This is a genomic window from Planomonospora corallina (genome assembly GCF_042650625.1).
Lineage (GTDB): Bacteria > Actinomycetota > Actinomycetes > Streptosporangiales > Streptosporangiaceae > Planomonospora_B > Planomonospora_B corallina.
Window position 1 is genome coordinate 77,773 of the sequence record NZ_JBHSBM010000017.1, and the last position, 26,119, is coordinate 103,891.

Below are 26,119 nucleotides of genomic sequence, written 5' to 3' on the forward strand. Positions count from 1 at the left end.
GCGCCCGGTCCGGTCGCGTGCCGGGTCGGGAACGGCGTGCGGCCGGGCCGGGACGGCGTGCGGCGGACATCTTTAGAGCGCTCTCACAACGGCGATCCTCCTGAGACGGGCAAGGACATCCAGTGGGAGAGCGCTCTCAGCATCGTGTACCGGGCGATGTATGTCAATGGAAGATAACGATCCGCCGGGATCCGCACTCCGCGGGGATGCGGAAGGACTCCTGCGTGCCCCCGCCGCCTGCTCGATGCCGGGGCATTCTCGCGGTATGTTTCTAGCCGATCACAATGAGTGATGATCCTCTCTCCGGGTGCCGGCGCCTCGCACGGCCCCCGGATCCCGTGGGAGACGGTTCCGTCCGGGAAAGGGGAATCCAGCGGTGGGAGTCGGAAGCCTGGCCGTGGCGGCGGTGGCCGTGGCGGCGCTGTGCCTGGAGGGCGCCGTGCTCGCCCGCGGTGCGGCCGCGGCGGTCCCGGAGGGGGGCCGGGGGACGGGCGGCGCGGGTTCCGCGTACGGCCCGTTCGCGGCGGGCGGCGCGGCGGGCAGGGCCGACCCGGAGGCGGAGGACCGTGACACCCGGGACCGCGACACCCGGGACCGTGACACCCGGGACCGCGACACCCGGGACCGCGACACCCGGGACCGCGACACCCGGGACCGCGACACCCGGGAGTACGTTTTCCGCGACGAGTTCTCCGGCTCCGAGGGCAGCCCTCCGGCACCCTCGCGGTGGACGCAGCTCACCGGGTGCCTGTGGGGGCACCGGGCCGAACGGCAGTGCTACACCGCGGACGGGCGCAACGCACGGCTGAACGGCGACGGCCACCTCGTGATCACCGCCCGGCGCGAGTCCTTCACCGGCGATCACGGGGTGCGGCGCAGGTACACCTCGGCGCGGCTCGTTTCGGCCCACGCGCCGAAGAGCGGGACCGTGGAGGTGCGGGCGAAGGTCTCCGGCTGGCGGCGCGGCGCGTGGCCGGCGATCTGGCTGCTCGCCGAGCCCCGGGGCGGGCGGCGGCACTACGGCGAGATCGACCTGATGGAGAACGGCCTCAACGGCTCGCGGTGGAACCCCGAGTACCACGTGCACACGGACCGCTCCAGCGCCGGCGGTGTCTACGACGTCGACGCCACCCGCTGGCACGTGTACAAGGTGACCTGGAGCACGGGGCGGTCGGGCCGGGCCCGGTTCTACGTCGACGGCCGGTTCGTGCGCTCCCTGCCCTACCGGGTGCCCGCCGGGACGCCCGCCCGGTTGATCCTCAACGTCGCCGTGGGCTCGCAGGCGGGCCGCCCGGCCCGGGACCTGCGCAGCGCCCTGACTGTGGACTACGTGCGGATGAGCCGGTGAGAGCGCCCCGGCCGGGCACGGCCGCGCGCGGGCCCGCCCTTCCCCGGCTCGGCCGTGCCCCCGGCGCCCCCGGCGCCCCCGGCGCCCCCGGTGTCCCCGGTGTCCCCGGTGTCCCCGGAGGCCGCTCCGGGGAGCGCCTCCGCCTTCAGCGCCTCCAGCGCCTCCAGCGCCTCCAGCGCCTTCACCGGGGGAGCGTCACCCCCGGGGCAGGCCCAGGGTGCGCTCGGCGATGATGTTGCGCTGGATCTCACTGGACCCGGCGTAGATGGTGTCCGCGCGGCTGAACAGATAGAGCCGCTGCAGGTCGTTCAGCTCGTACGGCCCGCCGTCGGCGACCAGCCCGGCCCGTCCCTGCACGGCCTGCGCCAGCTCGCCCAGCCGCCGGTGCCACTCCGACCAGTAGAGCTTGGCGATCGACACCTCAGGCCCCGGCTCTCCCGCGGACAGGGAGGTCATCGTGCGTAGCGCGTTCAGGCGCATGATCCGCAGCTCCAGCCACGCCTGGAGCAGGCGGTCGCGCAGGATCGGGTCCGAGGCCGCGCCGGTGCGCCTGGCGGCGGCCGCGACCTGCTCGAACTCCCGCTGGAAGCCGATCTGCTGGCCGAGGGTGGAGGCGCCGCGCTCGTAGCCGAGGGTGGCCATCGCGACCCGCCAGCCCTCGCCGGGGGCGCCCAGGATGTTCCCGGCGGCCGTGCGGGCCCCGTCGAAGAAGACCTCGTTGAACTCGCTCGTCCCGGTCAGCTGGACGATGGGGCGGATCTCGACCCCGGGCTGGTCCAGCGGGACCAGCAGGTACGACAGGCCCGCGTGCCGCTGTGAGCCGGGTTCGGTGCGGGCGAGGACGAAGCACCAGTCGGCGACGTGGGCGAGGGAGGTCCAGGTCTTCTGCCCGGTGACGACCCACTCGCCGCCCTCCAGCCGGGCCCGGGTGCGCACGCCCGCCAGGTCGGAGCCGGCCTCGGGCTCGGAGTAGCCCTGGCACCACAGCTCGTGGCCGCGCCGGATCGGCTCGAGGAAGCGCCGCTTCTGCTCCCCGGTGCCGAACTCCAGGATCGTGGGCCCGATGAGGCCCTCGCCGATGTGGCCGACCCGGGCCGGGGCGTCCGCCCGCGCGTACTCCTCGTGGAAGATCACCTGCTCGGCCAGGGACGCGTCCCGCCCGCCGTGCTCCTCGGGCCAGCCCAGGCAGGTCCACCCGGCCTCGCCGAGCCGCCGCTCCCAGGCCAGGCGCACCTCGTGGCCCTCGTGCTCGCGGCCCGGCCCGCCCAGTCCCCGGGCGTGGGCGAACTCGCCTTCCAGCTGCTCCCGCAGCCAGGCCCGGATCTCCTCACGGAAGCCCGTCATGGTCGTCCCGCCTCCTCCGTCCGGCCCGCCCTTCCGGGGCGGCGGGCCGGCTCTCCTGCTCTCCCCGTCACCGGGCGACTGCCCGGCAAGCTAGGAGGGTGCGGCGGAGGGCGTCAAACGCGGTCCCGGTCTCCGGGAGCGCGGGGCGGAAGAAGGGCGCCGGGCCCGTCCCGGACGGCGGAGAGGCCCGGACAGGCTGTGGACGGGCCGTGGGCGGGTGGGGGCCGGACGGAGCGGATCCGGGCGGGACCGGGGGCGGGGTCCCGAGGGGGAGCAGGACCGCGGGTGGCCGGGCGAGCCCGGCGCGATGAGGGGAAGACGCGCCCTGGCGGGCGTGGGGGACCCGCCAGGACGCGCTCCTTCCCGTCGCGGTGGTGCGAGGACCCCGGCGAGGGATGGGGTCCTCACACCGTCGGCCGCACGGGAGGTCGGTACGAGGTTGAAGACTTTTCAATGGATTTGTACCAACGATTGGATAATGCAAGTCCTGGGACCCTAGGTCAAGGGGCTGTTCCCCATCAGAACTAAATCGTCTAGTTTTGTTGGCACAAAGGGGACATAAATGGCACGGTCGACGCTGTACCAGCAGGTGGCCTCCGAACTGAGGAGGACCATCTACTCCGGTGCGCTCAAGCCCGGGGACCAGTTGCCGACCGAGGCGGAGCTGATGCTCACCCACGGGGTGAGCCGCAACACCGTGCGGCTGGCCCTCGGCGAGCTGGTCAACGAGGGGCTGGTCACCCGCACGCCCCGCCGGGGCACCGTGGTCAGGGAGCGCCGGCCCCTGCTGATCCACCCGCAGCGCGAGCTCCGGCCGCAGCCCGGTGAGACCAGGGAGGCCTTCGCGTGGGCGGTCTCCCAGGAAGGGCGCGAGCCCGGCCAGGAGATCGAGGTGTCGATCGTGCACCCGCCCGAGGAGATCGCGAGCAGGCTGGAGCTGCCCGACGACGGCCTCGCCGTGGTCCGGCGGCGGCTGCGCTTCGTGGACGCGCAGCCGTACAACACCAACGACTCCTACTTCCCCCTCTGGCTGGTCTCCGGCTCCGAGGTCGCCCGTCCCGGCGACATCCAGCGGGGGGCCAACCGCGTGCTGGAGGAACTCGGCCACGCCCAGGTCAGAGTGGTGGACGACATCTGGGCGCGGATGCCCACCAGCACGGAGACCGAGCGGCTCCAGCTGGAGTCGGGCACCCCGGTCGTCGTCTACGTCCGGGTCGGCTACGACGCCGAGGACGTCCCCGTGCGGGTCGCGGTGTCGGTGCTCCCCGCCGACAAGCACCTGATCAGATACGAGCTGGAAAGCCGTTGACCTCCCCGTGGCCGCCCTGATGGGCCGGCCTCCGCCCGACCGTGCCGGAGGGCGGCCACCGGGCTCCGCCCGCCCTCGCGGTCGCGGCCGCCTCCCCCTGCTCGCCTCGGGGCCCTAGCGCGGGGCTCCCAGGTCCGTCACGGACACCGTACGTCATCAGACGAACACGCTCCGTGTCACTCCGCACACCAAGCGCAACGAAGGGATGAACCATGCACTCCGTCACCGTCACCGTCGCCTCCGCGACCCCGTCCCCCGCTGTCGCCTCCGCGACCCCGTCCCCCTCCGTCCCCCTGCTTCCCGCTCCCGCCGTACCCGCTCCCGGGACGGCCCCCCGGGCCGAGAGCCTCCCGGCCGTCCTTCCCGCCGCCGGCGGGCGCAGACTCACGCTGCGCCGGGCGGTCGCCGCGGACCTGCCGGGCGTGCTCGCACTCCTGGCGGAGACCGCCGCCTGGCTGAACCGCCAGGGCGTACGGCAGTGGCCCGCCGGCGGGTTCCCGGCCGAGCGCATCGCCCCGCTGGTCGATCGAGGGGACATGTACCTGCTGGACGGCCCGGCCGGGCCGATCGCCACCGTGGCGCTGGACGGCGAGGCCGATCCGGAGTTCTGGACCGCGCAGGACGCCCCCGGCTCGGCGCTCTACGTCCACAAGCTGGCGGTGGCGCGCGGCCACGCAGGTCGCGGGCTGGGCGAGGCGCTGCTCGACTGGGCGGGCCTGCGCGTGGTCGCGGCGGGCCGCCGGTGGCTCCGGCTCGACTGCGCCAAGGACAACCGGCGGCTGCAGGAGTACTACCGGCGCCTGCGCTTCGCCCACCTGCGCACGGTCGACCTGCCGCACCGCGCCTCGGGCGCGCTCTTCCAGCGGCCCGGCGGCCTGCGCGGCGCCACGGCGTCCATCCCAGAGCCCATCCCGGCGCCCATCCCGGAGCCCGCCCGGGCCGGAGCCCGCCCGGCCGGCGGGAGCCGTCCGCCGCTGCTGACGGAGTACCCCTGAACCACGGCGATCCCCGGACAAACTCATCCGATAGCCTCACTTCATGACCGGATCACTGCTCGAGGTGATCGCGCTCGACGTGCGCGACGCCGTCGCCGCCGAAGAGGGTGGCGCCGACCGTCTGGAGGTCGTCGCGGACATGGCGGCCGGCGGGCTCACACCGGCGGTGGAGACGGTCGCGGCGATCGCCGCGGAGTGCAGGCTGCCCCAGATGGTGATGCTCCGCGGCGAGGCCACCTTCCTGGCCTCGCCCGAGGGGCTGGAGGGCCTGCGGCGTGACGCCAAGGCTCTCGCCGAGGCCGGGGCGGCGGGGTTCGTGTTCGGCTTCCTCGACTCCGCCGGCAAGGTCGACCTGGCGGCCACCGAGGCGCTGATCCACGCGGTGGCTCCGCTGCCCTGGACCTTCCACCGGGCGGTGGACCACGCCGCCGACCTCCAGGCGGGCTGGCGGGCCGTCCGGCTGCTGCCCAACCTCGCCACCGTGCTCACCGCGGGGGCGCCCACCGGGGTGCGGGACGGCCTGGCCGTCCTGCGGACCCGCTGCGAGGCGGGGGACGGCCCGATCATCCTGGCGGGCGGCGGGCTGCGGCCCGGCCACGTCCCGCCCCTGCTGGAGTACGGCGTGCGCGCCTTCCACGTGGGCAGCGCGGTGCGGCCGTCGTGGTCGGATCCGGTCGACGCCTACCTGGTCCGCAGGTGGCGGGAGCTGATCGGCTGACGGACCCGGCGGGACCCCGGCCGCGTCCGCCGGAAACGGTCCTGTCCGGGCCGCTCCGGCCCTGCCCCCGGTCCTCCGGTCCCGGGGCGGCCCGCGGGGAAGCGGCCGCAGGGAGGAGACGGCCCGGGGTCAGCGGCCCGGGGGCCGCTCCAGGGCCAGTTCCGCGCGGCGCAGCGCGGCGCTCATCGTCTTGACGGTCGCGGGCTCGTCCATCACGCCGCCCTCCGGCCCGCGCTGCTCCTGCCAGGCCCGGACCCGGCGGGCGTACTCGGCGCGGTGGCGCAGGTGGAAGTCGTAGACCGCGGCGTAGCGGCTGACCAGGTGCGAGGGATGCATGTCCCAGCCCTGGTAGAAGCCGCGCCGCAGGGAGTGCCGGACCAGGCGGGCGTGGTGCGCCCACAGGGCGTGCACGTCGCGGTCCTCGCCGGAGGCGGGGGAGGCGGCCAGGGAGCCGTCCGACAGCTCCACGCCGGTCCCGGCGAACGCCGTCTGCATGACGTGCCGGGCGTGGTCGCAGGCCGGATGGTCCAGCCGCTGCTCGTGCGGGGGCAGCGCGCAGTTCGCGGTGTAGTCGAAGACCCCGAAGTGCGCGGCGGCGAGCCTGCCGCCGAGCGAGACGGCCAGCCCGGGGCGGAGGAACCACAGGGTCGGGGCGGCCTCGACCTGCAACTCGAAGCGGAGCGTGCCCGAGGCCAGGCCCAGTCCCTCCTCGAGGGCGCCCAGGCAGTCGGCGAACCGGTGGAGGTGGTCCTCCACGAGGACCTTGGGGAAGGTGACGACGAACCCCTCCGGCAGCCGTCCGGCCTGTTCCATGATCCCGGTCAGGAAGCCGTCCAGGGTCCGCACGCTCCGGCCGGGGTCGCCGTCGGCGAACGACTTCACCCGCAGTCCCCACCGGCGGGGCAGCGCTCCCGCCGCGTGCAGGGCGGCGACCGCGGCGGCGGCCCGGACGGTGTCGCCGTCCTCCTCGCCGGGGCGGACGCCGTACCCGTCCTCGAAGTCCACCCGCAGGTCCTCCACCGGCTCGGCCGCCAGTTTCGCGGCGATCCGGGGGCGCAGCTCCGCGGCCGTCTCCTCCGGCACGCCGAAGACCTCGGCGAGCCGCCCGGGTCCGGGAAGGTGCCGGTCGAGCAGCTCCAGCGCCGTCCGCCCCCACTCCGCGACCGTTCCGGCGCCGAAGCGGTCGGCCGGGACGTAGACGGTGTGCACCGGCTGCCACCGGGGCTCCGCCGCGGGCCAGAGCGCGGACTGCTCCCGGTGGGCCCGCTCGAAGCCGGGGATCAGAGCGAGGGGGTCGGAGAGCGTGACGCGCATGTGGTGCTCCTTGCCGCCGGGAGGTTGACCCGAACCCTAGTGTCCTGAGCCCCGGATCCGCTCGGGGTCCCGTCCGGCCGCGCCCGGGGCCGGGGCTCACCTCGCCATCCGTCCCCTGCCGCACGATCCGTCCGGCCCTCGTACCGCCGATCACGCCGCCGGAGGGATCCACGCCGTGCGGCCCGCACGATCTCGTATGGATCGGGTCTTCTCGAGCATCGTCCCGCACCTCCGCTGATCCCTACGGTGAGGGGCATGAAGGCGATCACTGTGCATTCGTTCGGGGACGGGGGCGTCCTGCGCCTCGTCGACCTCCCCGATCCCGTTCCCGGGCCGGGACAGACGCTGGTCGAGGTCGAGGCCGCAGGCGTCGGATACGTCGATGTGATGTCCCGCCGCGGGCAGGACCCCGGCTTCCCGGCCCCGGGATTCGTCCCCGGGCTGGAGGTGGCGGGCGTCGTCAGGGGGACCGGCGAGCGGGTCTACGCCCTGCTCGACGGAGGCGGCTACGCCGAGCTGGCGGTGGCCGACGACGTCGTGGAGCTGCCGCCGGAGGTCTCCCCGGCGCAGGCCGTGGCACTCGGCGTGAACGCGCTGACGGCGCTGCTGCTCTGCGAACGGGCCGGCGTGGCCCCCGGAGAGAGCGTTCTGGTCCGCGGCGCCAGCGGCGGCGTGGGATTGATGGCCGCCCAGGTGGCGGCGCACCTGGGGGCGGCGGTGACCGCGAGCACCCGGTCGGCGGCGCATGCCGGGCGCCTGGGCGGACTCGGGTTCTCCACCCGGGACGGCGAGGACGCCGCATACGACGTCATCGTCGACCCCGTGGCCGGTCCCGACCTCGGCCGCCATCTCGGACGGCTGCGGGCCGGCGGCCGCTACGTCCTGTGCGGCGCGGCCGGCGGACTGCCCGCCCCGGACTTCGCCGCCGGCCTTCTGGGGCTCTTCCCGCGCTCCCCGTCGCTGCTCATGTTCAGTCTCAGCTCGGTCGACGCCGCGGGGCGTCGATCGGGGCTGAAGACCGTCTTCGACCTCGCCGCCCGCGGGGTCCTACGGGGCGTCGCCGGCGAGACCGTCCCCCTCGCCCAGGCCTCGCTCGCGCACGAGCGCCTCGAGTCGGGCGCGGTCTTCGGCAAGGTGGTCCTGAGCCCCTAGCCTGTCCGATGAACGGCACGGCCGGTGCGGCCGGGCGGTCGCCCATGGCGCGGCGCGGCGGGCCGGCCGACGACGTCCGGCACCGGGTCGGGCCGGATCGCGGGCCGTCATGCGGAAGGGCCGTCATGCGGAAGGGCCGTCATGCGGAAGGGCCGTCATGCGGAAGGGCCGTCATGCGGAAGGGCCGTCATGCGGAAGGGCCGTCTGGGGACTGCCCTCAGCCCGCACCGGGCCGGGGAGCGTCGCGGTAGCGGCGCCGCTCGGGAAAGGGCGTGACGGAGGTGGCGCAGACGCGGTTGCGGCCCTTGTTCTTGGCGGTGTAGAGGTTCGCGTCGGCCAGCGCGATGAGCTCGCCCTGGGTGCTGTGCGGGTGGGAGGCGGTGACGCCGATGCTCACGGTGACCGGCAGTTCCCCGGTGAGCGGCGCCCAGGAGCGGGCGGCGATGGAGGCGCGCAGGTCCTCCAGCCGGGCCACGGCCGCGGCCGGGCTCATCCCGTCCAGGACGATCAGGAACTCCTCGCCGCCCATCCGCGCGGCGAAGCCCAGGCCGGTGCAGGTCGGGTCCGGGACGGCGTCGAGCATCTTTGCGACGGCGACCAGGACCTGGTCGCCGACGTCGTGGGAGCAGGTGTCGTTGATTCGTTTGAAGTGGTCGAGGTCGACGAGCGCGACCGTCACCGTGCTGCCCGTCACCGCGGCGGTGGAGAGCAGCTCGGGCAGGTGCTCGTCGACGTAGCGGCGGTTGCGCAGCCCGGTGAGCGGGTCGCGGCGGGCCTGCTCGCGGAAGAGCTCGGCCTCCCGGCGGGCCTCGGCGGCCTCGAACATGGCCTGCCGGGTGCGGGCCCGGGCCTCCTGCTGCCGGGAGACCAGCTCCCGCTCGGCGGCGTGGTAGGCCTTGTACGTCTCGAACGCCCGGCGGTGGTCGCCGGTGGCGGCGTGCAGCTCGGCCTGCTCCTGCAGGACCTGGACGAGGATCCTGACGAAGCCGTGCTCCTCGCAGATCAGCCGGGCGCGCTCCAGGCTCTCCTGCGCCTGCGGCAGGGTGCCCAGATGCCGCTGGGCGATGGCGAGGGTGAGCAGGAGCTCCGGGAGCGCGGCCGCCTGCTGCAGCCCCTGGTCGTCGTTCATCTGGAGGGCCGTCTGCGCGGTCATCACGGCCTCGTCGTGGTGGCCGAGGGCGATCTGGACGCGGGCGACGGTGTCCAGGATGAGCACGTCGAACTCGTGGCCGTGGGCCGTGCCGATCGCCAGCATGCGCTCGACGGCCTCCCAGGCGAGGTCGTGGCGTCCGGCCTCGTACTCGGCGTAGGCGAGGTTGTTGATGGTCGTGACGTGCCGCTCCACGTCGATCGTGGCGGCCAGGCGCTCGGCCTGCCGGTAGCGCTCCCGGGCGGCGTCCACGGAACCGGTCTCGCCGAGCGCGTCCGCGAGCCTCATCAGGTGGGTCAGCCGGACGCGGGGAGGCGTGTGCTCGTCGAGTGCCTCCATGGAGCGCACCGTGTGCTCCAGCGAGGACGCCGGGTCGCCCAGGTCCCGGTAGGCCCGGGCCATCAGCAGGTGGCTGCGGGCCAGCAGAGGCCGGCAGTCGTTCTCGGCCGCCCACTGGTTGGCCTGCCACATCACGGGGATGACCGAGCTCAGTTCGCCCCAGCGCGTCTGCACGTCGACCTGGACCAGCTTCGCGCGCAGCGCCAGCACGGTGTCGCCGAGGGCCTCGGCGGCCTGCTCCAGCGCCACCGCGCGGTCGAACGCCGTCTCGAGGTCGTGGCCGATCTTGATCTCCATCGACTGGAGTTCGGCGGCCATCTCCCCGGCCGTGAGGGTCCCGGCCGGCCTCGGGGGATCCTCGGGCACGGGGGGCGCGTCCGGCGGAGCGGCCCGCTCGGCGTGACCCGGCTCCGCCGTGTCCTGGGCGGCGGGAAGCCGTGACGCCGGTCGCGCGGCAGGGTCCATCAACGGTCCGTTCACGCGCCCTTCATCGGCGGCGGGAGACGGCTCTGTAGTCTTTTCCCCCGGCCACCGGTAGATCATTTCTTTACCGGGCGGCGGCGGGGTCCCCCGGGGCGTCCGTCGCCGGCGCGGCCCGGTCCGCCCGCTCCCGCAGGGCCGCGAGCATGGCGGAGAGACCGGGGAGCTTCACCCGCTGACCGCGGCCGAGGGTCCGGGCCAGCGCCGTCTCGGCGGCCTCGATGGACAGCCATCCGGAGTAGGTCACCGGGGTGATCCCGCGCCCGGCGAGGAGGGCGTCCGGGTCCGTGCGGCGCGCCGGAGCGCGGCCGGCGAGATCGGCCAGGAGGGTCCGGACGGTCTCGGCGGCGTCGGACTTGTTCGTGCCGATCACTCCGGTGGGGCCGCGCTTGATCCAGCCCGCCACGTACTCGCGGTCGCGCACCCGGCCGGCCTCGTTGGGCACGGTCATGGTGGTCTCGGAGAACGGCACGCCGGGCAGCGGGACGCTCCGGTAGCCGACCGAGCGCAGGACCATGCCGACGGGCAGGGTCTCGAACTCCCCGGTGCCGACGACGCGGCCGTCGGCCAGGCGGGTCCGCTCCAGCCGGAGGGCCTCCACCCGGTCACGGCCGACGATCTCCACCGGCCGCAGCCAGAAGCGCACGTCCAGCCGGCGGGGACGGCCCGTGGGGGTGCGGGCGGCCCAGCCCTGCAGCACCTCGACGTTCCCCCGGATCTGCCGCGGCAGGCCCTCCACCTCGGCGGCCGCCTCCTCCGGCCGCACGCACACGTCCACGCCGGCCAGCTCTCCGAGTTCGCGCAGCTCCTTCAGCGTGAACTTGGCGTGCTCGGGTCCCCGGCGGCCGATCATGTGCACGACCCTGACCCTGCTGGCGGCCAGCCGGGTGAGGACCTCCTCGGGCACGTCGGTGCCGCGCAGCTCCTCGGCGGTCCTGGCCAGGATGCGCACCACGTCCACCGCCACGTTGCCCACGCCGATCACCGCGACCTCGGGGCTGTCGAGGACGAAGCGGTCGGCGGGTACGTCCGGATGACCGCAGTACCAGTTCACGAAGTCGGTGGCGGCGACGCTGCCGGGCAGCTCCTCGCCGGGGACGCCGAGCCTGCGGTCCACCATCGCGCCCGTGCAGTAGACCACCGCGTCGTAGCAGGCCAGCAGGTCGTCGCGGCTGACGTCGCGGCCGAACTCGACGCCTCCCAGAAAGCGCACGCCCGGCAGCTCCAGCACCCGCCGCAGGTAGTCCGCGATCGATTTGATCGAGGTGTGGTCGGGGGCCACCCCGTAGCGGACCAGCCCGTAGGGCGTGGGCAGCCGCTCCAGCACGTCGATCTCGACGGGGCCGCCGGCCTGCCTGGTCAGGGCCTCGGCGGTGTAGATCCCGGCGGGGCCCGATCCGACGATCGCGACTCGCAGTGACACATCGCCTCCCAGGGTTCGTGCCGGTGGCCGCGCACCGGCCGGGCGCACCTCCAACCTACTCCGGGGACCACCCGTGTGAAGGGTCTTGCGGCGGTGCCCGTTCCGTGGCGCGGGGCTCGGGCGAATTCAGGTGAGGAGGAGGCGAAGAAGCGGCAAAGAGAGGACGGCCGGCCGGCGGGGGCTGGCACGCTTGCGACGCATGAGGGGACCGGTCGGGGGGGAGAGCTGCGCGAGCGCGCTCGAGGAGATCCAGCGGGCGGGCGCGCGCCGCTTCGAGGCCTTCGGCCGGGTGATGGCCGCGCTCGGCGGCGACGCGGAGCTGCTGGAATCGTGCCGTGACCTGACCTGGTGGCGAGGGGCGGACCACAGCTGGCACATCGAGTGGCGGGAGGGGCCCTACGCCACCGAGGTGGCCCAGGTCCTGGCCGAACGGGCCGGCGGCCCCGGCGTCCTGGCCGGTCCGGTCGGACAGGGCACGCCGTGCTCGGCCGTCGTCGAGGTGATCGGCGTGAGTTTCCTCCTGCGCGCCGTCGACCCGCTCGGCCGGCGTCCCCGCACCCGGCTGAGCCCCTGGCGCCTGGCCGAGGCCCTCGACACCACCCGCCGCGGCCCCTCTCCCCGGCCCTGGGAGCAGCTGCTCGGCGGCTGAGCCGTACGGCCCGCGCGCCGGACGAGGGCGTCGGCGGGGAAGGGCAGAGAAGGGCAGGGGAGAGCAAGGAAGGGCAAGGAGGGCGGGGCCGGGCGCTCAGAGCCCGGCGGCCGCGGCGAGACGGGCGCGGTGGGTGTGCGGCGGTCCGAAGAGCTGCGCGTCGGAGGTGGCCCGCTTGAAGTAGCGGTGGGCGGAGTGCTCCCAGGTGATCCCGGTGCCGCCGTGGATCTGGATGTTCTCCCCCGCGGCGGCCAGATAGGCCTCGCCGCAGTAGGAGCCGGCGACCGCGGCGGCGACCGGGAGCTCGGCGGGCAGGGCGCGGGCGGCGGCCAGCGCGGCCGAGCGGGCCGACTCCACCCGCAGGAGCAGGTCGGCGAGTTTGTGCTTGACGGCCTGGAAGGACCCGATGGGGCGGCCGAACTGGTGGCGCCGCAGGGCGTGCGACAGGGCCGTCTCCAGGCAGGCGGAGGCCCCGCCCACCTGCTCGGCGGCCAGGCAGGCGACGCCCACGTCGCGGACCCGGTCGCGTGCCGCGCCGTCGCCGGCGGGCCGGACCGGGACGGCGTCGAAGGAGAACGCGGTGAGCGGGCGGGTCCCGTCGAGCGTCGTCAGCGGCGTGCGGGCCGAGGGCGCGGCCTCGACCAGCTCGTCGCCGACGAAGGCCAGGACCACCTCGCCGTCCAGCGCGCAGGGGGCGGCGCCGGTGAGCCGTCCGCGGCTCAGGGTCAGCTCGGCGTCCCCGGGCAGCAGGACGGTCGCGGTGCGGGAGCCGTCGGCGATGGAGGGCAGCAGCCGGGCCATGGCCTCCGTGTCGCCTCCGGCGCGCAGCGCCTCCACCGCGAGCACGGCGGTGGCCAAGTAGGGGTGGGGGGAGAGCGCACGGCCGATCTCCTCGGAGACCACCGCCAGCTCGGCCGTGCCGCACCCGGCCCCGCCGTACTCCTCCGGGACGGCCAGGCCCGCCAGGCCCAGCTCCCCGGCGAACCGGCTCCAGGCGGAGCCGGGATGCCCGGCGAGGAAGGAGCGGACGGTGTCCCGCAGGTAGGCATGCTCCTCGGTGAGGCTCAGGCCGGGCGAGTCGTCGGCGGAGGCGGGTCCGGCGGGGGCGGTGTCGTCGAGGCGCACAGGCGCAGCATAACAAGCGACCGTTTGCTTGGTAGGGCTTGACCGTTTTTGCGCGTTCTTGCAGGTCATATATGCTCTGCATAGCCACATTAAGGTGTGTATCGGGGGATATGCGGCTTTGGTTGGACAAGACGATGCGCTCGACTTCCTCGCCTGGGACCGCCGGGAACGGGCGATCATGCGCCACATGGTGCTCTCGCTGGCGGGAGGCCTGCTGCTGGGCGCCCTCGGCGAGGTGCTCGCCCACGGCCCGGAGCCGCTCTCGGCGGCCTTCGACCCCTACGCCTATCTGCTGTTCGCCGTCGTCGTGGGACACAGCGCCGCAGGGTTCGGCTGGGCCGCCCTGGGCGGCACGCTGGCCGCGCTCGGACCGGTCGTCGCGATGCTGGCCGCGACGTTCTTCCCGGCCGGACGCCCCTCCTTCTATCTCGGCGGCGACGCCATGGTGCCCGGCATCACCCTCCTGGCCGTCGCGGTGGCCGCCCTGCTGGCCCACCTCGCCGGGCGGGAAGGACTGCCGGGCGACCTCGCCGCGGGGCTGCCGGCCGGGGTCCTGCTGGTCGAGGTGGCCGAGGCGGCGCGCTCCGGCTCCTGGAGCGTCCTGGTCGCGGCCGTCGCGGTGCTCGCCGCGGTGCTCGCCCTGCGCCGGGGAACCGGGGCGGTCAGAGCCGCCCTGGTGGCCGTCGCCCTCGGCGCCGCGCACGTCGTGATCGCCGCGAGCGCGTGAGGAGCGCGGGCACAGCAGGGACGGCGGCGGGTGAGGAGCGCGGGTGAGGCAGGGCCGCGGGCGCGCGAGGAGCGCGGGCGCAGCAGGCCGGGGCCGGCGCCGCATATGGGCGAGCGCCCGCCCCGCCCGGGTCGATAACCTGTAGGGCATCCATTCCCTGCGAGCTAGGAGTGACCGTGCTGCTGCGCATGTCGTCGCTGTTTCTTCGAACGCTGAGGGACGACCCGGCAGACGCGGAGGTCCCGAGCCACAAGCTGCTCGTCCGCGCCGGTTACGTCCGCCGGGTCGCGCCCGGCGTCTACTCCTGGCTGCCGCTCGGCAAGCTGGTCCTGGAGAACGTCACCCGGATCATCCGCGAGGAGATGGACCGGATGGGCGGCCAGGAGGTGCTCTTCCCCGCCCTGCTGCCCCGGGAGTACTACGAGGCCACCGGACGGTGGACGGAGTACGGCGACACCCTCTTCCGCCTCAAGGACCGCAAGGGCGCCGACTATCTGCTCGGCCCCACCCACGAGGAGATGTTCACCGACATGGTCAAGGGGGAGTACTCCTCCTACAAGGACTACCCGGTGACGCTCTACCAGATCCAGACGAAGTACCGCGACGAGGCCCGCCCCCGGGCCGGCATCCTGCGCGGGCGCGAGTTCGTCATGAAGGACTCTTACTCCTTCGACCTCGACGACGACGGCCTCAAGCGCTCCTACGAGCAGCACCGCGAGACCTACATCCGGACCTTCGACCGGCTCGGCATCACCTACAAGATCTGCTTCGCCACCTCCGGCGCGATGGGCGGCTCGGCCTCGGAGGAGTTCCTCGCCCCGGCCGAGACCGGCGAGGACACCTTCGTCGCCTGCCGCAGCTGCGGCTACGCGGCCAACGCAGAGGCGGTCACCACCCCCGCCCCGCCCGCCGTCACCGGCGAGCAGCCGGCCCTGCGGGTGCTGGACACCCCCAACACCCCGACCATCGAGTCGCTGGTCCACTGCCTCAACGAGCAGCACGGCATGGAGGTCACCGCCGCCGACACGCTCAAGAACGTCGTGGTCAAGGTGACCACCCCCGGCTCCGACAAGGCCGAGGTCCTGGTCGTCGGCGTCCCCGGCGACCGCGAGGTCGACTTCAAGCGCCTGGAGGCGTCCTTCGCCCCCGGTGAGCCCGCCATCTTCGAGGCCGAGGACTTCGCCAGGCACCCCGGCCTGGTCCGCGGCTACATCGGTCCGCAGGTTCTCAAGGACCTCGGCGTCCGCTATCTCGTCGACCCCCGCGTGGTCCCCGGCAGCGCCTGGGTCACCGGGGCCAACGAGCCGAACAGGCACGCCGCCGGCGTGGTCTGCGGCCGGGACTTCGTCCCCGACGGCACCATCGAGGCCGCCGAGGTCCGCGCCGGGGACGCCTGCCCGACCTGCGGCTCGGCCCTGTCCATCGACCGCGGCATCGAGATCGGCCACATCTTCCAGCTCGGCCGCAAGTACGCCGACGCCGCCAAGCTCGACGCCCTCGGCCCCGACGGCAAGCCGATCCGCATCACCATGGGCTCGTACGGCATCGGCGTCTCCCGCGCGGTGGCGGTGCTCGCCGAGCAGCGCCACGACGAGCTCGGGCTCGTCTGGCCGCGTGAGGTGGCCCCCGCCGACGTGCACATCGTGGGCACCGGCAAGGAGAACCAGATCGAGGTGGCGACCCGGATCGCCGAGGAGCTCAGGGACCGCGGCCTGCGCGTCCTGCTCGACGACCGCGCGGGGGTCTCGCCGGGCGTGAAGTTCAAGGACGCCGAGCTGCTCGGCATGCCGACCATCCTGGTCGTCGGCCGCGGCCTGGCCCAGGGCGTCGCCGAGCTGCGCGACCGGGTCACCGGCGCCAAGGAGGAGATCCCGGTCGCCGAGGCCGCCGACCGCGTCGAGGCGGCCTGCCGGGCCTGATCCCGCGGTGGACGCGAGGGCGGCGCCCGCCGGGCTCCCCGGTGGGCGCCGCCCTCTCCGGTGCGCCCGGCGCCTTCCTGCCTGCCCGGCGGCCGCCTGGTGGCGGCGGCGGAACACCCGCCCGGCGGCCGCCTGACAGGCCTAATAGCGGTGACGGCGCGGGCGCCCGCCGACGGTCTTGCCGAGGTGGAATCCACCCGGGAGGCTCACGCTCACGTACGTGCGGCCGTCCGGCGTCCTGGTGACGTGGAAGCGGCGGCCGCCGAGGCTCTGCCCGATCCCGTGCCGGGACAGGTTGAAGCGGAGCGGACCCAGTTTGATCGACTTGTGGTAGTTCCAGCCCATCGTTCTCCCCTCCAGGGCGGATGCCGCCTCTCCGTCGGCGGCCTCCGCCGGGCTGCTGTGCCCATCGGCTCGCTCCGCTCGCTCGCATGCCCGCGGGCGGACGCGTGTGCAATGAGAACGACGGGCGCCCCCGGAGGGTTCCGGATCAGCGGCGGGAGGTCCCGCCGAGCGTCTTGCGCCAGTGGAAGCCGCCGGGCAGGTTGACGGTCAGCGTGCGGCGGCCGTCGGCGGTCCTGGTCACCCGGAAGGCGCGGTTGCCCCAGCTGTGGCCGACCCCGCTCCGGGACAGGTTGAGGCGGAACGGCCCGAACCTCATCGACTTCCTGTATCCCCAGCCCATCGTGTCCTCCTCTCGGTGGGTCCGGAGGATCCAGCTACCCGCCAGGGCCGGGTCAAACATCGGCAAAACGGACCCTGGGTGTTCCAGGGGAGGTCAGGAGCCGGGGGCCGTCTCCGGGTCCGCGCCGTCCCTCTCCGGCTCCTCCGGCCTCTTCTCCGGGGTGGCGGTCCCGGACGGCGAGGGCGGCGCAACCGCCCCGGAGCCCTCCGGCATGCCGGGGAAGGCCTCGATCCGGGGGCGCAGGCCGTACGCGCGCTTGACGCATTCCTGCATGGCGAGCGCGGCCAGCTCGCGCAGCCCGGCGTCGTCGGCGGCGGCCAGCTCCAGATAGGCGGTGGTCACGCCCTCCTCGACCAGCACCGCCAGCTCCACGGCCTGGGCGGCGCCGGACGGGGTGACCGGAAGCTCGTAGGCCGCCTCCGGCTCCGCCGGGGTGCCGCCGCGCTCGGTGATCAGGGCGCGGAGCCGGTCCCTGCGGCCGCGGTGGGCGTTGAACGCGGCCGTCGCGGTGGTCCGCAGCCTCCCCGTGGTGCGCGCGGCGATGACCCCGTAGGCGTAGACGGCCGCGTGCTCGGCCGCCAGGACCGTGCCGAGCGCCCGGTCGGCGGTCGGCACGGTGGTCGCCGCGGTGGTCGTCCCCGTGGTCCTCGCAGCGGCCGTCACAGCGACCTCGGCAGGGCGACCGCGTGAGCGGCCTCGCACGCGCCGATGGACGCGATCAGCTGGGCGAGCGCGGGGGAGGCCCCCGCCGTCTGCCCGGGCCGGGCCGCCGCGGCCCTGCGCTCCAGCTCGCGCAGGCTCTTGAGACTGGCCCTGGCGCCCGGCGCCGGAGTGGCCGCGGAGGACGGGGCGGCCGGAGAGGACGGTCCGGGCGGAGGGGAGACCGCGGGCAGGCGCCGGCGCAGCTCGGCGAGGTGGGCCTCGTGCCGCTCCCGGAAGGGGACGAGCTTGCGCGAGGACAGCGACGCGTACATCGCGACGATCTGCTCCTTGTCCGCGATCAGCTGCCTGAGCAGCACGGTCTCCGGATCCGGCGGCTCCTGCGCGGCGGGCTCCGGCTCCTCGGCCGCGCACCCCGCGGCCGCCGCGGCGGCCGCGGTGAGGGCACCGCTCCGCAACAGGGCGCGCCGGGTCAGGGAACGCACGGACGACCTCCGGTCTCGGGTGGGGTGCTGACGCTCTAGCATCGTACGGGCTCGGAACGGCGGTCACCGCGTGCGGCGGGCGGTCCCGCCACACCGCGTGACGCTCTTTCCGCGCCCCGGTGTGGATAGGCTGGTGAACCACATGGGCGAGGTCCGCCCTGAGAGATCGTGACAATAGGAGGTCGACATGGGCAGCGTCACATCCCGCGACCGCCTGGTGAAGCTCCTGGCCCCCGTCGTCGAGGCGGAGGGCTACGACCTGGAGGACGTCACGGTCACACCGGCGGGCAAGCGCCGGCTGCTGCGCGTCGTCGTCGACCGTGACGGCGGGGTGAGCCTGGACGGCGTGGCCGAGGTGAGTCACGCGGTCTCCGCCGCGCTGGACGCCGGTGACGTGATGGGCTCCGCCCCCTACGTGCTGGAGGTCTCCTCTCCCGGGGTCGACCGCCCGCTCACCGAGCCGCGCCACTGGCGCCGGGCGAGGGGGCGGCTGGTCAAGGCCGACCTGCGGGACGGCGCCTGCGTGGAGGGCCGGATCGTCGCCACCGACGAGACCGGCGTGGAGCTGGACGTCGAGGGCGCCGCGCGCCGTTTCGACTATGAGGACCTGACCCGGGGCCGGGTGCAGGTGGAATTCCGCCGGCTCGATGAGAGCGACGACGTCGACGACGACGGCGAAGACGGCGACGAGGGCTAAGGGGGAGCCTCGTGGACATCGACATGAGCGTCCTGCGCGGCCTGGAGCGAGAGAAGGACATCTCCTTCGACCTGGTCGTCAAGGCGATCGAGGACGCGCTGCTGATCGCGTACTTCAAGACCGAGGGCGCGGCCGCCAAGGCCCGCGCCGAGCTCGACCGGGACACCGGGCACGTGACCATCTACGCCGCGGAGATCGGCGAGGGCGGGGAGGTGCTCCGGGAGTACGACGACACCCCGGGCAACTTCAGCCGGGTGGCCGCGAGCACGGCCAAGCAGGTCATCCTGCAGCAGCTCCGGGACGCCGAGGACGAGATCAACTTCGGTGAGTTCGCCAGCCGTGAGGGCGAGCTCGTCTCCGGGATCATCCAGCAGGGCAAGGACCCGCGGGCCGTCCTGGTGGACCTGGGCAGGATCGAGGCCGTGCTCCCGCACAACGAGCAGGTGCCCGGCGAGGAGTACACCCACGGCGAGCGCATCCGCTGCTACGTGGTCCAGGTCAAGAAGGGCCACAAGGGGCCGTCGGTGATGCTCTCGCGCACCCACCCCGGCCTGGTGAAGAAGCTCTTCGCGCTGGAGGTCCCGGAGATCGCCGACGGCACGGTCGAGATCGCCGCGATCGCCCGCGAGGCCGGGCACCGGACCAAGATCGCGGTTCGTGCCCGCAAGCCCGGGGTCAACGCCAAGGGCGCCTGCATCGGCCCGATGGGCTCGCGGGTGCGCAACGTGATGACCGAGCTGCACGGCGAGAAGATCGACATCATCGACTGGTCGGAGGACCCGGCGGAGTTCGTGGGGAATGCCCTCTCGCCCGCGCGTGTTTCCCATGTCGAGGTGATCGACGCCGCCGGCCGGGCCGCGCGGGTGACCGTGCCGGACTACCAGCTCTCCCTCGCCATCGGCAAGGAGGGGCAGAACGCCCGGCTGGCCAACCGGCTCACCGGATGGCGCATCGACATCCGGCCGGACACCCATGTGGAGGGTGCGGCCGGTTCCGCAGATGCGTCCACACGGTAAGCTGGAATATGGTGGCCAGGCGATCCCACTGAGAACATGTGTGGGTTGCCGGGTTCGCACGGTTTCCTCCGAGCTGCTCCGCCTGGTGGCGGTCGAGGGCGTTGTCGTCCCCGACCTGCGACGACGGCTCCCGGGGCGTGGTGCTTCACTGCATCCCACCCCGAGATGCCTCGAGCTCGCCGAGCGTCGGCGGGCGTTTCCGCGCGCTTTCCGCGTCGCGGGCCCGCTCGACCTGTCGCTCGTGCGCAGCCACGTGGAAGAGCTGCAGGCTGAAAGGATCGGGTGAAATGGTTGCCAACTGTCATGTAGGACGCCGAGTTGATGGGCTGGTCAGATAGCTATGAGCGCCTGATGAGCATGCGGCGATGAGTACGTCTACGTAACGACGGTCCGGCGGCACAGCCTCCCGGGCCGAGTAAGGGAGTGCAGTGGCGAAGGTCCGGGTATACGAGCTCGCCAAGGAGTTCGGTGTGGAGAGCAAGGTCGTCATGGCCAAGCTCCAGGAGATGGGCGAGTTCGTGCGTTCGGCGTCCTCGACCATCGAGGCACCGGTGGTCCGCAGGCTCACGGAAGCTTTGGGCGTACCCGCCAAGGGTTCGTCCGACAAGGGCGCAGGCAGGGCGCCCAAGCCGCCCCAGGCGGCACCCCGGCCGGCCGAGGGCCGAGCCGGCGGCGCTCCGGCGCCCAGCGCGGTTCCCAAGCCGGGTCCGGCCCCCAAGCCGGGTCCGCGTCCGGGTCCCGCCCCGCGCCCCGCGGCCCCCGCGCCGCAGGCGCCGCAGCCCCAGATCCAGCAGCAGCCGCCGGTGCAGCAGCAGCCGTCGCCGGTCCAGCCGCCGCGTTTCGAGGCGCCGCGTCCCGAGGCCGCCGGCCCGCAGGCGCGTCCCGCCGGTCCCGGCCCCAAGCCGGGTCCGCGTCCGGGCCCGCGCCCGGCGCCGCGTCCCGAGGCCGCCGGCCCGCAGGCGCGTCCCGCCGGTCCCGGTGCCCCTTCGGGCCCGCGTCCGGCCGCCGGTGCTCCCGGCGGGGGCGCTCCCAAGCCGGGTCCGCGTCCGGGCCCGCGCGGCCCGCGTCCGGGCAACAACCCGTTCTCCTCGACCGCCAGCGGCATGGGCCAGCCCCGTCCGCCGCGTCCCGGCGGTCCCGGTGAGCGCGGTCCGCGCCCCGGGGGTCCCCGCGAGGACCGCGGTCCGCGCGACGGCGCGGCGCCGCGTCCGCAGGGCGCCCGTCCCGGTCCGCCCGGTGCGGCCGGTCCCCGTCCGGGGCCCGGCGCGGGTGGTCCGCGTCCGGGCGGCGGCGCGGGTGCGGGCGGTCCGCGTCCGGGCGGCGGCGCCGGCGTGGCCGGTCCGCGTCCCGGTGGGCCGCGTCCCAACCCGATGATGATGCCCCAGGGCCGTCCGGCGGGTCCCGGCGGCGGTGCCGGTCGTCCCGGCGGCGGCGCGGGCCGTCCCGGCGGCGGTGCCGGTCGTCCCGGCGGCGGCGGTGGCCGTCCCGGTGGCTTCGCCGGTCGTCCCGGCGGTGGCGGCGGTGGCCGTCCGGGCACCGCGGCCGGTGCCCCCGGTGGTGGCGGCGGCTTCGCCGGTCGTCCCGGTGGCGGCGGACGTGGCCGCGGCGGCGGCACCGCGGGTGCCTTCGGCCGTCCGGGCGGACGCCCGGCCCGCGGTCGCAAGTCCAAGCGCCAGAGGCGCCAGGAGTTCGACAACATGCAGGCGCCGGCGATCGGCGGCGTGCAGGCTCCTCGCGGCGGCGGCCAGACCATCCGCCTGTCCCGCGGGGCCTCTCTGTCGGACTTCGCTGACAAGATCGGTGCGAACCCCGCCTCGCTCGTGCAGATCATGCTGCACCTCGGCGAGATGGTGACCGCGACGCAGTCGGTCAACGAGGACACCCTGCAGCTGCTCGCCGCCGAGCTGGACTACAACCTGCTCATCGTCAGCCCGGAGGAGGAGGACCGCGAGCTTCTCGAGTCCTTCGACATCGAGTTCGGCGAGGACGAGGGCGACGAGGCCGACCTGGTCGCGCGCCCGCCGGTGGTGACCGTCATGGGTCACGTCGACCACGGTAAGACCCGCCTGCTCGACGCCATCCGCAAGACCAACGTGGTGGCGCGGGAGGCCGGCGGCATCACCCAGCACATCGGCGCGTACCAGATCGCCGCCGAGCACGAGGGCGAGGAGCGCCGGATCACCTTCATCGACACCCCGGGTCACGAGGCGTTCACCGCCATGCGTGCCCGCGGTGCCAAGGTGACCGACATCGCCATCCTGGTGGTGGCGGCCGACGACGGTGTGAAGCCGCAGACCATCGAGGCGCTGAACCACGCCCAGGCGGCCGACGTCCCGGTCGTGGTCGCGGTCAACAAGATCGACAAGGAGGGCGCGGACCCGAACAAGGTGCGGGCCCAGCTCACCGAGTACGGTCTGGTGGCCGAGGAGTACGGCGGCAGCACGCTGTTCGTCGACATCTCCGCCAAGAACGGCATCGGCATCGAGAGCCTGCTCGAGGCCGTGCTGCTCACCGCGGACGCCGAGCTCGACCTGCGGGCGAACCCGACGATGGACGCCCAGGGCGTCGCCATCGAGGCCCACCTCGACAAGGGCCGCGGCCCGGTCGCGACCGTGCTGGTCCAGCGCGGCACGCTCCGCGTCGGCGACTCGATCGTCTGTGGCGAGGCCTTCGGCCGCGTCCGGGCGATGCTGGACGACAACGGCGAGTCGATCGACGAGGCCGACCCGTCGCGTCCGGTGCTGGTCCTCGGTCTGACCGCGGTGCCCGGCGCCGGTGACAACTTCATCGTGGTCGGCGACGACCGGATGGCGCGTCAGATCGCCCAGCAGCGCGCGGCGCGCAAGCGCATCGCGGACATGGCCAAGTCCGGCCGGCGCCGCACCCTCGAAGAGCTCTTCAGCGAGATGGAGAAGGGCCAGGTCGACGAGCTCAAGCTCATCATCAAGGGTGACGTCTCCGGTTCGGTCGAGGCCCTCGAGGACGCCCTGCTCAAGATCGACGTCGGCGAGGAGGTGCGCCTGCGGGTGCTCCACCGCGCGGTCGGCGCCATCACCGAGTACGACGTCAACCTGGCCATGGCCGACGACAACGCCGTCATCATCGGTTTCAACGTGCGTCCCGAGGTCCGGGCGCGCGACCTGGCCGAGCGCGAGGGCGTCGACATCCGCTACTACTCGGTCATCTACCAGGCGATCGAGGAGATCGAGGCGGCCCTCAAGGGCATGCTCAAGCCGGAGTTCGAAGAGGTCCAGATGGGCACCGCCGAAGTCCGCGAGGTCTTCAAGGTGCCGAAGATCGGCAACATCGCCGGTGCGATCGTCCGCTCCGGGACGATCGTCCGCAACAGCAAGGCGCGCCTCATCCGCGCCGGTGTGGTGATCTCCGAGAACCTCACGGTCTCGTCGCTGCGCCGGTTCAAGGACGACGCGACCGAGGTCCGCGAGGGCTTCGAGTGCGGTATCGGTGTCGGCTACAACGACATCAAGCTCGACGACGTCATCGAGACGTACGAGATGCGGGAGAAGCCGCGCGTCTGACGCCCTGCCCCTCCGCCCCGCGCCGGCGCACACCGCCGGCGCGGGGCGGAGACAGGACGATGCGCGGTGAACCTGTCATGTACGTAGGTGCCCTGACGTTGGACATCCTGCTCGGTGACGTGCGTTCGCTGAAGCAGAAGCGCTCCGTGGTGCGTCCCATCATCGCCGAGGTGCAGCGACGGTTCCCGGCCGTGGCGGTCGCCGAGACCGGTCACCTGGACCTGCACCGCCGCACGGAGATCGGGATCGCGGTCGTCTCCGCCACTGCCGCCAACTGCGGCGCGGTGATGGACGACTGCGAGCGCCTGGTCGCCGGCCGCCCGGAGATCGAGTTGCTGTCGGCCAGGCAGCGGCTCTACCACGAGGACGAGGACTAGTAGACGCAGACGACCGGTCGCGAAGACCCCCTTCGTGCCCGGTCGTCGCTGTGAGAAGGGGGAGCGATGACGGACGCCGCACGCGCGCGCAAGATCGCTGACCGTATCCGGCAGGTTGTCGCCGAGATGCTGGAGCGCCGGATCAAGGACCCGCGGCTCGGCTTCGTGACCGTGACCGACGTCCGGATCACCGCGGACCTCAGCGACGCCACGGTGTACTACACCGTCTTCGGCTCCGAGGCGGAGCGGGCCGACTCCGCCTCGGCACTGGAGAGCGCCAAGGGGCTCATCCGCTCGGAGGTGGGCCGCCAGACCGGTCTGCGCCACACGCCGACGGTGACGTTCACCCACGACCCGCTCCCGGACAGCGCCCGGCACCTGGACGACCTCTTCGCGGCGGCCAGGGCCAGGGACGAGGAGATCGCCAAGCGGCGGGAGAAGGCCCAGTACGCCGGCGAGGCCGACCCGTACCGGCGGCCCGAGGAGGACCTCGAGGACACAGAGGACCTCGAGGGCGCCGAGGCGGAGGGCACCGAGGGCGCGGACGGCGCCGCGGGACGCCCGGCGACGTGACACCCGACGTGCGTGCCGGCGGCCCGGCGGGCCCGGCGCCGGATCCCGAGTGGGACCGGGCCGCCGAGCTGATCTCGTCCGCCGACGAGATCGCCCTGGCCTGCCACGTCTCCCCGGACGGGGACGCCCTGGGGTCCATGCTCGCCGCCGGAGCGGCGCTCCGGGCGGCGGGCAAGCGGGTGACGGCCTCCTTCGGCGACCGCCGCTTCGCGGTCCCCCGGCTGCTGCGCTTCCTGCCCTGCCAGGACCTCCTGGTCGAGCCCGGCGACTACCCGCAGGCCCCCGAGCTGATGGTGGTCTTCGACGCCGCCACCGTGGACCGGCTGGGCACGCTGGCCGGCAGCGCGGGCAGGGCGCGGGAGCTGATCGTGGTGGACCACCACCCGTCCAACCCGCGCTTCGGCACGGTCAACCTGGTCGACCCCGCCGCCTCCGCCACCACCGTGCTCGTCGAGCGGCTGCTCGACCGGCTCGGCCTGCCGATCGACGAGGCCGTCGCCACCTGCCTGTACACCGGCCTGGTCACCGACACCGGCTCCTTCAAGCACTCCTCGACCACCCCGCAGGCCCACCGGACGGCCGCCAGGCTCCTCGGCGCCGGGCTGGACACCGAGGAGATCGCCCGGCGGCTCTGGGACGACTCCCCGTTCGGCTACCTGAAGGTGCTCAGCGCCGCCCTGGACCGCGCCGTGCTGGAGCCCGAGGTGGGCGGCGGCCTGGTCTGGACGTTCGTCACCCGCGCGGACCGGGCCGCGTACGGCCTGCCGTACGACGAGGTCGAGCCGGTCATCGACGTGGTCCGGCGCGCCGGCGAGGCGGAGGTGACCGTGGTCCTCAAGGAGGACGACGACGGCGCCTGGCAGGTCTCCACCCGGTCCCGGGGCGGTGTGGACGTCGCCGGGGTCTGCGCCGCGCTGGGCGGCGGCGGGCACGTCCGGGCCGCGGGTTTCACCTCCCACCTGCCCGTCGAGGAGACCATGGCGAGTCTCCGCGCGCTCCTGACAGAGGGCGCGCCCGCGTGAGAAGGATGCACTGATGAGTACGGCTCGCGCCAAGCGAACCCCGCCGCCGAGCGGGCTGATCGTCGTGGACAAGCCCGCCGGCTGGACCTCGCACGACGTCGTCGGCAAGCTCCGCGGCATCGCGGGCACCCGGCGGGTCGGCCACGCCGGGACCCTGGACCCGATGGCCACCGGTGTGCTGGTGGTCGGCGTGGAGAAGGCGACCCGGCTCCTGGGCCACCTGGCGCTGACCGAGAAGGGCTACGACGGCACGATCAGGCTGGGCCAGTCGACCAACACCGACGACGCCGAGGGCGAGATCACCCGGGCGACGCCGGCCGCCGGGGTCTCCGACGAGGAGATCCGCAAGGGCGTCGCGGCCCTGACCGGCCGCATCATGCAGATCCCGCCGCAGGTGAGCGCCATCAAGGTGGACGGGCAGCGGGCCTACAAGCGGGCCAGGTCGGGGGAGGAGGTCGAGCTGGCGGCCCGGCCGGTGACGGTCTCCGCCTTCGAGGTCACCGCCGTCCGGCGGGAGGGCGACCTGGTCGACGTCGACGTCTCGGTGAGCTGCTCCAGCGGCACCTACATCCGGGCGCTGTCGCGCGACCTCGGCGCCGCCCTCGGCGTCGGCGGCCACCTGACCTACCTGCGCCGGACCCGGGTCGGCCCCTACGACCTGCCGATGGCGCACACGATCGAGCAGCTCGCGCGGGAGTGCGTGATCCTGCCGATGGCCGAGGCCGTCGCCGCGGCCTTCCCCCGCCGTGACGTGACCGCGGAGCAGGCGCGCACGGTGGCGCACGGCGGGCGGCTGCCCGCGCTCGGGCTGGGCGGGGGACCGATCGGGGTGTTCGGGCCGGACGGCGCGCTGCTGGCCCTGGTCGAGGAGCGCGGGAAGACCACCAGGTCCCTGGCCGTCTTCGTGGGCTGACCCCGGGACGCCCCCGAGATGCCCCGGGGACGCCCTCTCCCGGAGGCCGCCGCGGCGGCGCCCGCGGGCGGGGCTCCCGCCGCCGGGGAGCCTCCCCCGATGGGGGAGGAGCCCGCAGGGCATGGCACGCTTGAGAAGTCGATCCGTCATACAGGGAAGA

The 26,119-nt window shown here is 74.1% G+C and carries 26 protein-coding genes; 16 read left to right on the plus strand and 10 right to left on the minus strand.

The annotated features are described in order from the left end of the window. Nucleotides 1-376 precede the first annotated feature (376 nt). Nucleotides 377-1,348 carry a glycoside hydrolase family 16 protein gene (locus ACFOWE_RS13535; RefSeq protein ID WP_377287641.1) on the plus strand — a complete coding sequence of 324 codons (972 nt, stop codon included), beginning with the start codon at nucleotides 377-379 and terminating at the stop codon, nucleotides 1,346-1,348. On the opposite strand, the gene ACFOWE_RS13540 is transcribed toward ACFOWE_RS13535, so the two are convergent. Then, a complete protein-coding gene (locus tag ACFOWE_RS13540; protein WP_377287642.1) occupies nucleotides 1,327-1,533 on the minus strand; it encodes a hypothetical protein in 207 nt (68 codons plus the stop codon). The genes ACFOWE_RS13535 and ACFOWE_RS13540 overlap by 22 nt on opposite strands. Before the next feature lie 10 nt (nucleotides 1,534-1,543). Then, a complete protein-coding gene (locus ACFOWE_RS13545; RefSeq protein ID WP_377287643.1) occupies nucleotides 1,544-2,692 on the minus strand; it encodes an acyl-CoA dehydrogenase family protein in 1,149 nt (382 codons plus the stop codon). Between the two features lie 562 nt (nucleotides 2,693-3,254). On the opposite strand from ACFOWE_RS13545, the gene ACFOWE_RS13550 reads away from it, so the two are divergent. From ACFOWE_RS13550 to ACFOWE_RS13560, 3 genes are all read left to right on the plus strand, one after another. After that, nucleotides 3,255-4,001, plus strand: coding sequence for a GntR family transcriptional regulator (locus tag ACFOWE_RS13550; protein ID WP_377287644.1), 747 nt, complete (start codon nucleotides 3,255-3,257; stop codon nucleotides 3,999-4,001). Nucleotides 4,002-4,213: 212 nt separating this feature from the next. Continuing rightward, complete coding sequence (locus ACFOWE_RS13555) at nucleotides 4,214-4,996, plus strand: GNAT family N-acetyltransferase (RefSeq protein ID WP_377287645.1); 783 nt, start codon at nucleotides 4,214-4,216, stop codon at nucleotides 4,994-4,996. A 43-nt stretch (nucleotides 4,997-5,039) separates the two neighbouring features. Beyond that, nucleotides 5,040-5,714, plus strand: coding sequence for a copper homeostasis protein CutC (locus ACFOWE_RS13560; RefSeq protein ID WP_377287646.1), 675 nt, complete (start codon nucleotides 5,040-5,042; stop codon nucleotides 5,712-5,714). A gap of 129 nt (nucleotides 5,715-5,843) precedes the next feature. Here ACFOWE_RS13560 and ACFOWE_RS13565 read toward each other — a convergent pair whose 3' ends face one another. After that, complete coding sequence (locus ACFOWE_RS13565; protein ID WP_377287647.1) at nucleotides 5,844-7,028, minus strand: DUF6986 family protein; 1,185 nt, start codon at nucleotides 7,026-7,028, stop codon at nucleotides 5,844-5,846. Between the two features lie 255 nt (nucleotides 7,029-7,283). Between ACFOWE_RS13565 and ACFOWE_RS13570 the strand changes: the two genes are divergently transcribed. After that, a complete protein-coding gene (locus ACFOWE_RS13570; RefSeq protein ID WP_377287648.1) occupies nucleotides 7,284-8,180 on the plus strand; it encodes a quinone oxidoreductase family protein in 897 nt (298 codons plus the stop codon). A gap of 217 nt (nucleotides 8,181-8,397) precedes the next feature. Here ACFOWE_RS13570 and ACFOWE_RS13575 read toward each other — a convergent pair whose 3' ends face one another. Together ACFOWE_RS13575 and ACFOWE_RS13580 are read right to left on the minus strand one after the other, a co-directional pair. Then, on the minus strand, nucleotides 8,398-9,987 hold the full coding sequence (locus ACFOWE_RS13575) for a GGDEF domain-containing protein (protein WP_377287649.1): 1,590 nt from the start codon (nucleotides 9,985-9,987) through the stop codon (nucleotides 8,398-8,400). Between the two features lie 229 nt (nucleotides 9,988-10,216). Continuing rightward, nucleotides 10,217-11,572 carry an FAD-dependent oxidoreductase gene (locus ACFOWE_RS13580; protein ID WP_377287650.1) on the minus strand — a complete coding sequence of 452 codons (1,356 nt, stop codon included), beginning with the start codon at nucleotides 11,570-11,572 and terminating at the stop codon, nucleotides 10,217-10,219. Nucleotides 11,573-11,771: 199 nt separating this feature from the next. On the opposite strand from ACFOWE_RS13580, the gene ACFOWE_RS13585 reads away from it, so the two are divergent. Next, entirely contained in the window at nucleotides 11,772-12,221 is a 450-nt protein-coding gene (locus ACFOWE_RS13585; protein ID WP_377287651.1) for a hypothetical protein, read from the plus strand. 96 nt (nucleotides 12,222-12,317) lie between these two features. On the opposite strand, the gene ACFOWE_RS13590 is transcribed toward ACFOWE_RS13585, so the two are convergent. Then, on the minus strand, nucleotides 12,318-13,346 hold the full coding sequence (locus ACFOWE_RS13590; protein ID WP_377287652.1) for an acyl-CoA dehydrogenase family protein: 1,029 nt from the start codon (nucleotides 13,344-13,346) through the stop codon (nucleotides 12,318-12,320). A gap of 118 nt (nucleotides 13,347-13,464) precedes the next feature. Between ACFOWE_RS13590 and ACFOWE_RS13595 the strand changes: the two genes are divergently transcribed. Both ACFOWE_RS13595 and ACFOWE_RS13600 read left to right on the plus strand, forming a co-directional pair. Further along, nucleotides 13,465-14,073 (plus strand): hypothetical protein, encoded by a 609-nt coding sequence (locus ACFOWE_RS13595; RefSeq protein ID WP_377287653.1) that lies wholly within the window; start codon nucleotides 13,465-13,467, stop codon nucleotides 14,071-14,073. Nucleotides 14,074-14,249: 176 nt separating this feature from the next. Continuing rightward, a complete protein-coding gene (locus ACFOWE_RS13600) occupies nucleotides 14,250-15,992 on the plus strand; it encodes a proline--tRNA ligase (RefSeq protein WP_377287654.1) in 1,743 nt (580 codons plus the stop codon). Nucleotides 15,993-16,133: 141 nt separating this feature from the next. Here the strand turns inward: ACFOWE_RS13600 and ACFOWE_RS13605 are convergent, their stop codons facing one another. The 4 genes from ACFOWE_RS13605 to ACFOWE_RS13620 all read right to left on the minus strand — a co-directional run bounded on the left by ACFOWE_RS13605 (nucleotide 16,134) and on the right by ACFOWE_RS13620 (nucleotide 17,822). Then, nucleotides 16,134-16,337: a DUF4236 domain-containing protein gene (locus tag ACFOWE_RS13605; RefSeq protein ID WP_377287655.1), complete on the minus strand. Its 204-nt coding sequence runs from the start codon at nucleotides 16,335-16,337 to the stop codon at nucleotides 16,134-16,136. Between the two features lie 145 nt (nucleotides 16,338-16,482). Beyond that, entirely contained in the window at nucleotides 16,483-16,677 is a 195-nt protein-coding gene (locus ACFOWE_RS13610) for a DUF4236 domain-containing protein (protein ID WP_377287656.1), read from the minus strand. Nucleotides 16,678-16,770: 93 nt separating this feature from the next. Further along, nucleotides 16,771-17,340 (minus strand): ferritin-like domain-containing protein, encoded by a 570-nt coding sequence (locus ACFOWE_RS13615; protein WP_377287657.1) that lies wholly within the window; start codon nucleotides 17,338-17,340, stop codon nucleotides 16,771-16,773. Continuing rightward, nucleotides 17,337-17,822, minus strand: a complete 486-nt coding sequence (locus ACFOWE_RS13620) for a hypothetical protein (RefSeq protein ID WP_377287658.1) — start codon at nucleotides 17,820-17,822, stop codon at nucleotides 17,337-17,339. Before ACFOWE_RS13620 ends, ACFOWE_RS13615 begins: the two co-directional genes overlap by 4 nt. 187 nt (nucleotides 17,823-18,009) lie before the next feature. On the opposite strand from ACFOWE_RS13620, the gene rimP reads away from it, so the two are divergent. From rimP to truB, 8 genes are all read left to right on the plus strand, one after another. Further along, nucleotides 18,010-18,519: a ribosome maturation factor RimP gene (rimP, locus tag ACFOWE_RS13625; RefSeq protein ID WP_377287659.1), complete on the plus strand. Its 510-nt coding sequence runs from the start codon at nucleotides 18,010-18,012 to the stop codon at nucleotides 18,517-18,519. Nucleotides 18,520-18,542: 23 nt separating this feature from the next. Beyond that, nucleotides 18,543-19,535 carry a transcription termination factor NusA gene (nusA, locus tag ACFOWE_RS13630; RefSeq protein WP_377289106.1) on the plus strand — a complete coding sequence of 331 codons (993 nt, stop codon included), beginning with the start codon at nucleotides 18,543-18,545 and terminating at the stop codon, nucleotides 19,533-19,535. Beyond that, nucleotides 19,519-19,821: a YlxR family protein gene (locus tag ACFOWE_RS13635; RefSeq protein WP_377287660.1), complete on the plus strand. Its 303-nt coding sequence runs from the start codon at nucleotides 19,519-19,521 to the stop codon at nucleotides 19,819-19,821. Before nusA ends, ACFOWE_RS13635 begins: the two co-directional genes overlap by 17 nt. A 142-nt stretch (nucleotides 19,822-19,963) precedes the next feature. After that, a complete protein-coding gene (gene infB / locus ACFOWE_RS13640) occupies nucleotides 19,964-23,074 on the plus strand; it encodes a translation initiation factor IF-2 (protein WP_377287661.1) in 3,111 nt (1,036 codons plus the stop codon). 77 nt (nucleotides 23,075-23,151) lie between these two features. Then, complete coding sequence (locus tag ACFOWE_RS13645) at nucleotides 23,152-23,451, plus strand: DUF503 domain-containing protein (protein ID WP_377287662.1); 300 nt, start codon at nucleotides 23,152-23,154, stop codon at nucleotides 23,449-23,451. 66 nt (nucleotides 23,452-23,517) lie between these two features. Then, entirely contained in the window at nucleotides 23,518-24,024 is a 507-nt protein-coding gene (gene rbfA, locus ACFOWE_RS13650) for a 30S ribosome-binding factor RbfA (RefSeq protein WP_377287663.1), read from the plus strand. Continuing rightward, the gene (locus ACFOWE_RS13655; protein ID WP_377287664.1) at nucleotides 24,021-25,046 is read left to right on the plus strand and encodes a DHH family phosphoesterase; all 1,026 of its coding nucleotides are present in this window, start codon (nucleotides 24,021-24,023) and stop codon (nucleotides 25,044-25,046) included. The genes rbfA and ACFOWE_RS13655 overlap by 4 nt, the downstream gene beginning before the upstream one ends. Before the next feature lie 13 nt (nucleotides 25,047-25,059). Beyond that, nucleotides 25,060-25,959, plus strand: coding sequence for a tRNA pseudouridine(55) synthase TruB (gene truB / locus ACFOWE_RS13660; RefSeq protein WP_377287665.1), 900 nt, complete (start codon nucleotides 25,060-25,062; stop codon nucleotides 25,957-25,959). The last annotated feature ends 160 nt before the right edge of the window (nucleotides 25,960-26,119 follow it).

Bases quoted from the DNA above. Each gene is read 5' to 3' on its own strand.
- ACFOWE_RS13545 (WP_377287643.1), bottom strand. From the start codon at position 2,692: ATGACGGGCTTCCGTGAGGAGATCCGGGCCTGGCTGCGGGAGCAGCTG.
- ACFOWE_RS13550 (WP_377287644.1), top strand. From the start codon at position 3,255: ATGGCACGGTCGACGCTGTACCAGCAGGTGGCCTCCGAACTGAGGAGG.
- ACFOWE_RS13555 (WP_377287645.1), top strand. From the start codon at position 4,214: ATGCACTCCGTCACCGTCACCGTCGCCTCCGCGACCCCGTCCCCCGCT.
- ACFOWE_RS13560 (WP_377287646.1), top strand. From the start codon at position 5,040: ATGACCGGATCACTGCTCGAGGTGATCGCGCTCGACGTGCGCGACGCC.
- ACFOWE_RS13565 (WP_377287647.1), bottom strand. From the start codon at position 7,028: ATGCGCGTCACGCTCTCCGACCCCCTCGCTCTGATCCCCGGCTTCGAG.
- ACFOWE_RS13570 (WP_377287648.1), top strand. From the start codon at position 7,284: ATGAAGGCGATCACTGTGCATTCGTTCGGGGACGGGGGCGTCCTGCGC.
- ACFOWE_RS13575 (WP_377287649.1), bottom strand. From the start codon at position 9,987: ATGGCCGCCGAACTCCAGTCGATGGAGATCAAGATCGGCCACGACCTC.
- ACFOWE_RS13585 (WP_377287651.1), top strand. From the start codon at position 11,772: ATGAGGGGACCGGTCGGGGGGGAGAGCTGCGCGAGCGCGCTCGAGGAG.
- ACFOWE_RS13605 (WP_377287655.1), bottom strand. From the start codon at position 16,337: ATGGGCTGGAACTACCACAAGTCGATCAAACTGGGTCCGCTCCGCTTC.
- ACFOWE_RS13610 (WP_377287656.1), bottom strand. From the start codon at position 16,677: ATGGGCTGGGGATACAGGAAGTCGATGAGGTTCGGGCCGTTCCGCCTC.
- rimP (WP_377287659.1), top strand. From the start codon at position 18,010: ATGGGCAGCGTCACATCCCGCGACCGCCTGGTGAAGCTCCTGGCCCCC.
- nusA (WP_377289106.1), top strand. From the start codon at position 18,543: ATGAGCGTCCTGCGCGGCCTGGAGCGAGAGAAGGACATCTCCTTCGAC.
- ACFOWE_RS13635 (WP_377287660.1), top strand. From the start codon at position 19,519: ATGCGTCCACACGGTAAGCTGGAATATGGTGGCCAGGCGATCCCACTG.
- ACFOWE_RS13645 (WP_377287662.1), top strand. From the start codon at position 23,152: ATGTACGTAGGTGCCCTGACGTTGGACATCCTGCTCGGTGACGTGCGT.
- rbfA (WP_377287663.1), top strand. From the start codon at position 23,518: ATGACGGACGCCGCACGCGCGCGCAAGATCGCTGACCGTATCCGGCAG.
- truB (WP_377287665.1), top strand. From the start codon at position 25,060: ATGAGTACGGCTCGCGCCAAGCGAACCCCGCCGCCGAGCGGGCTGATC.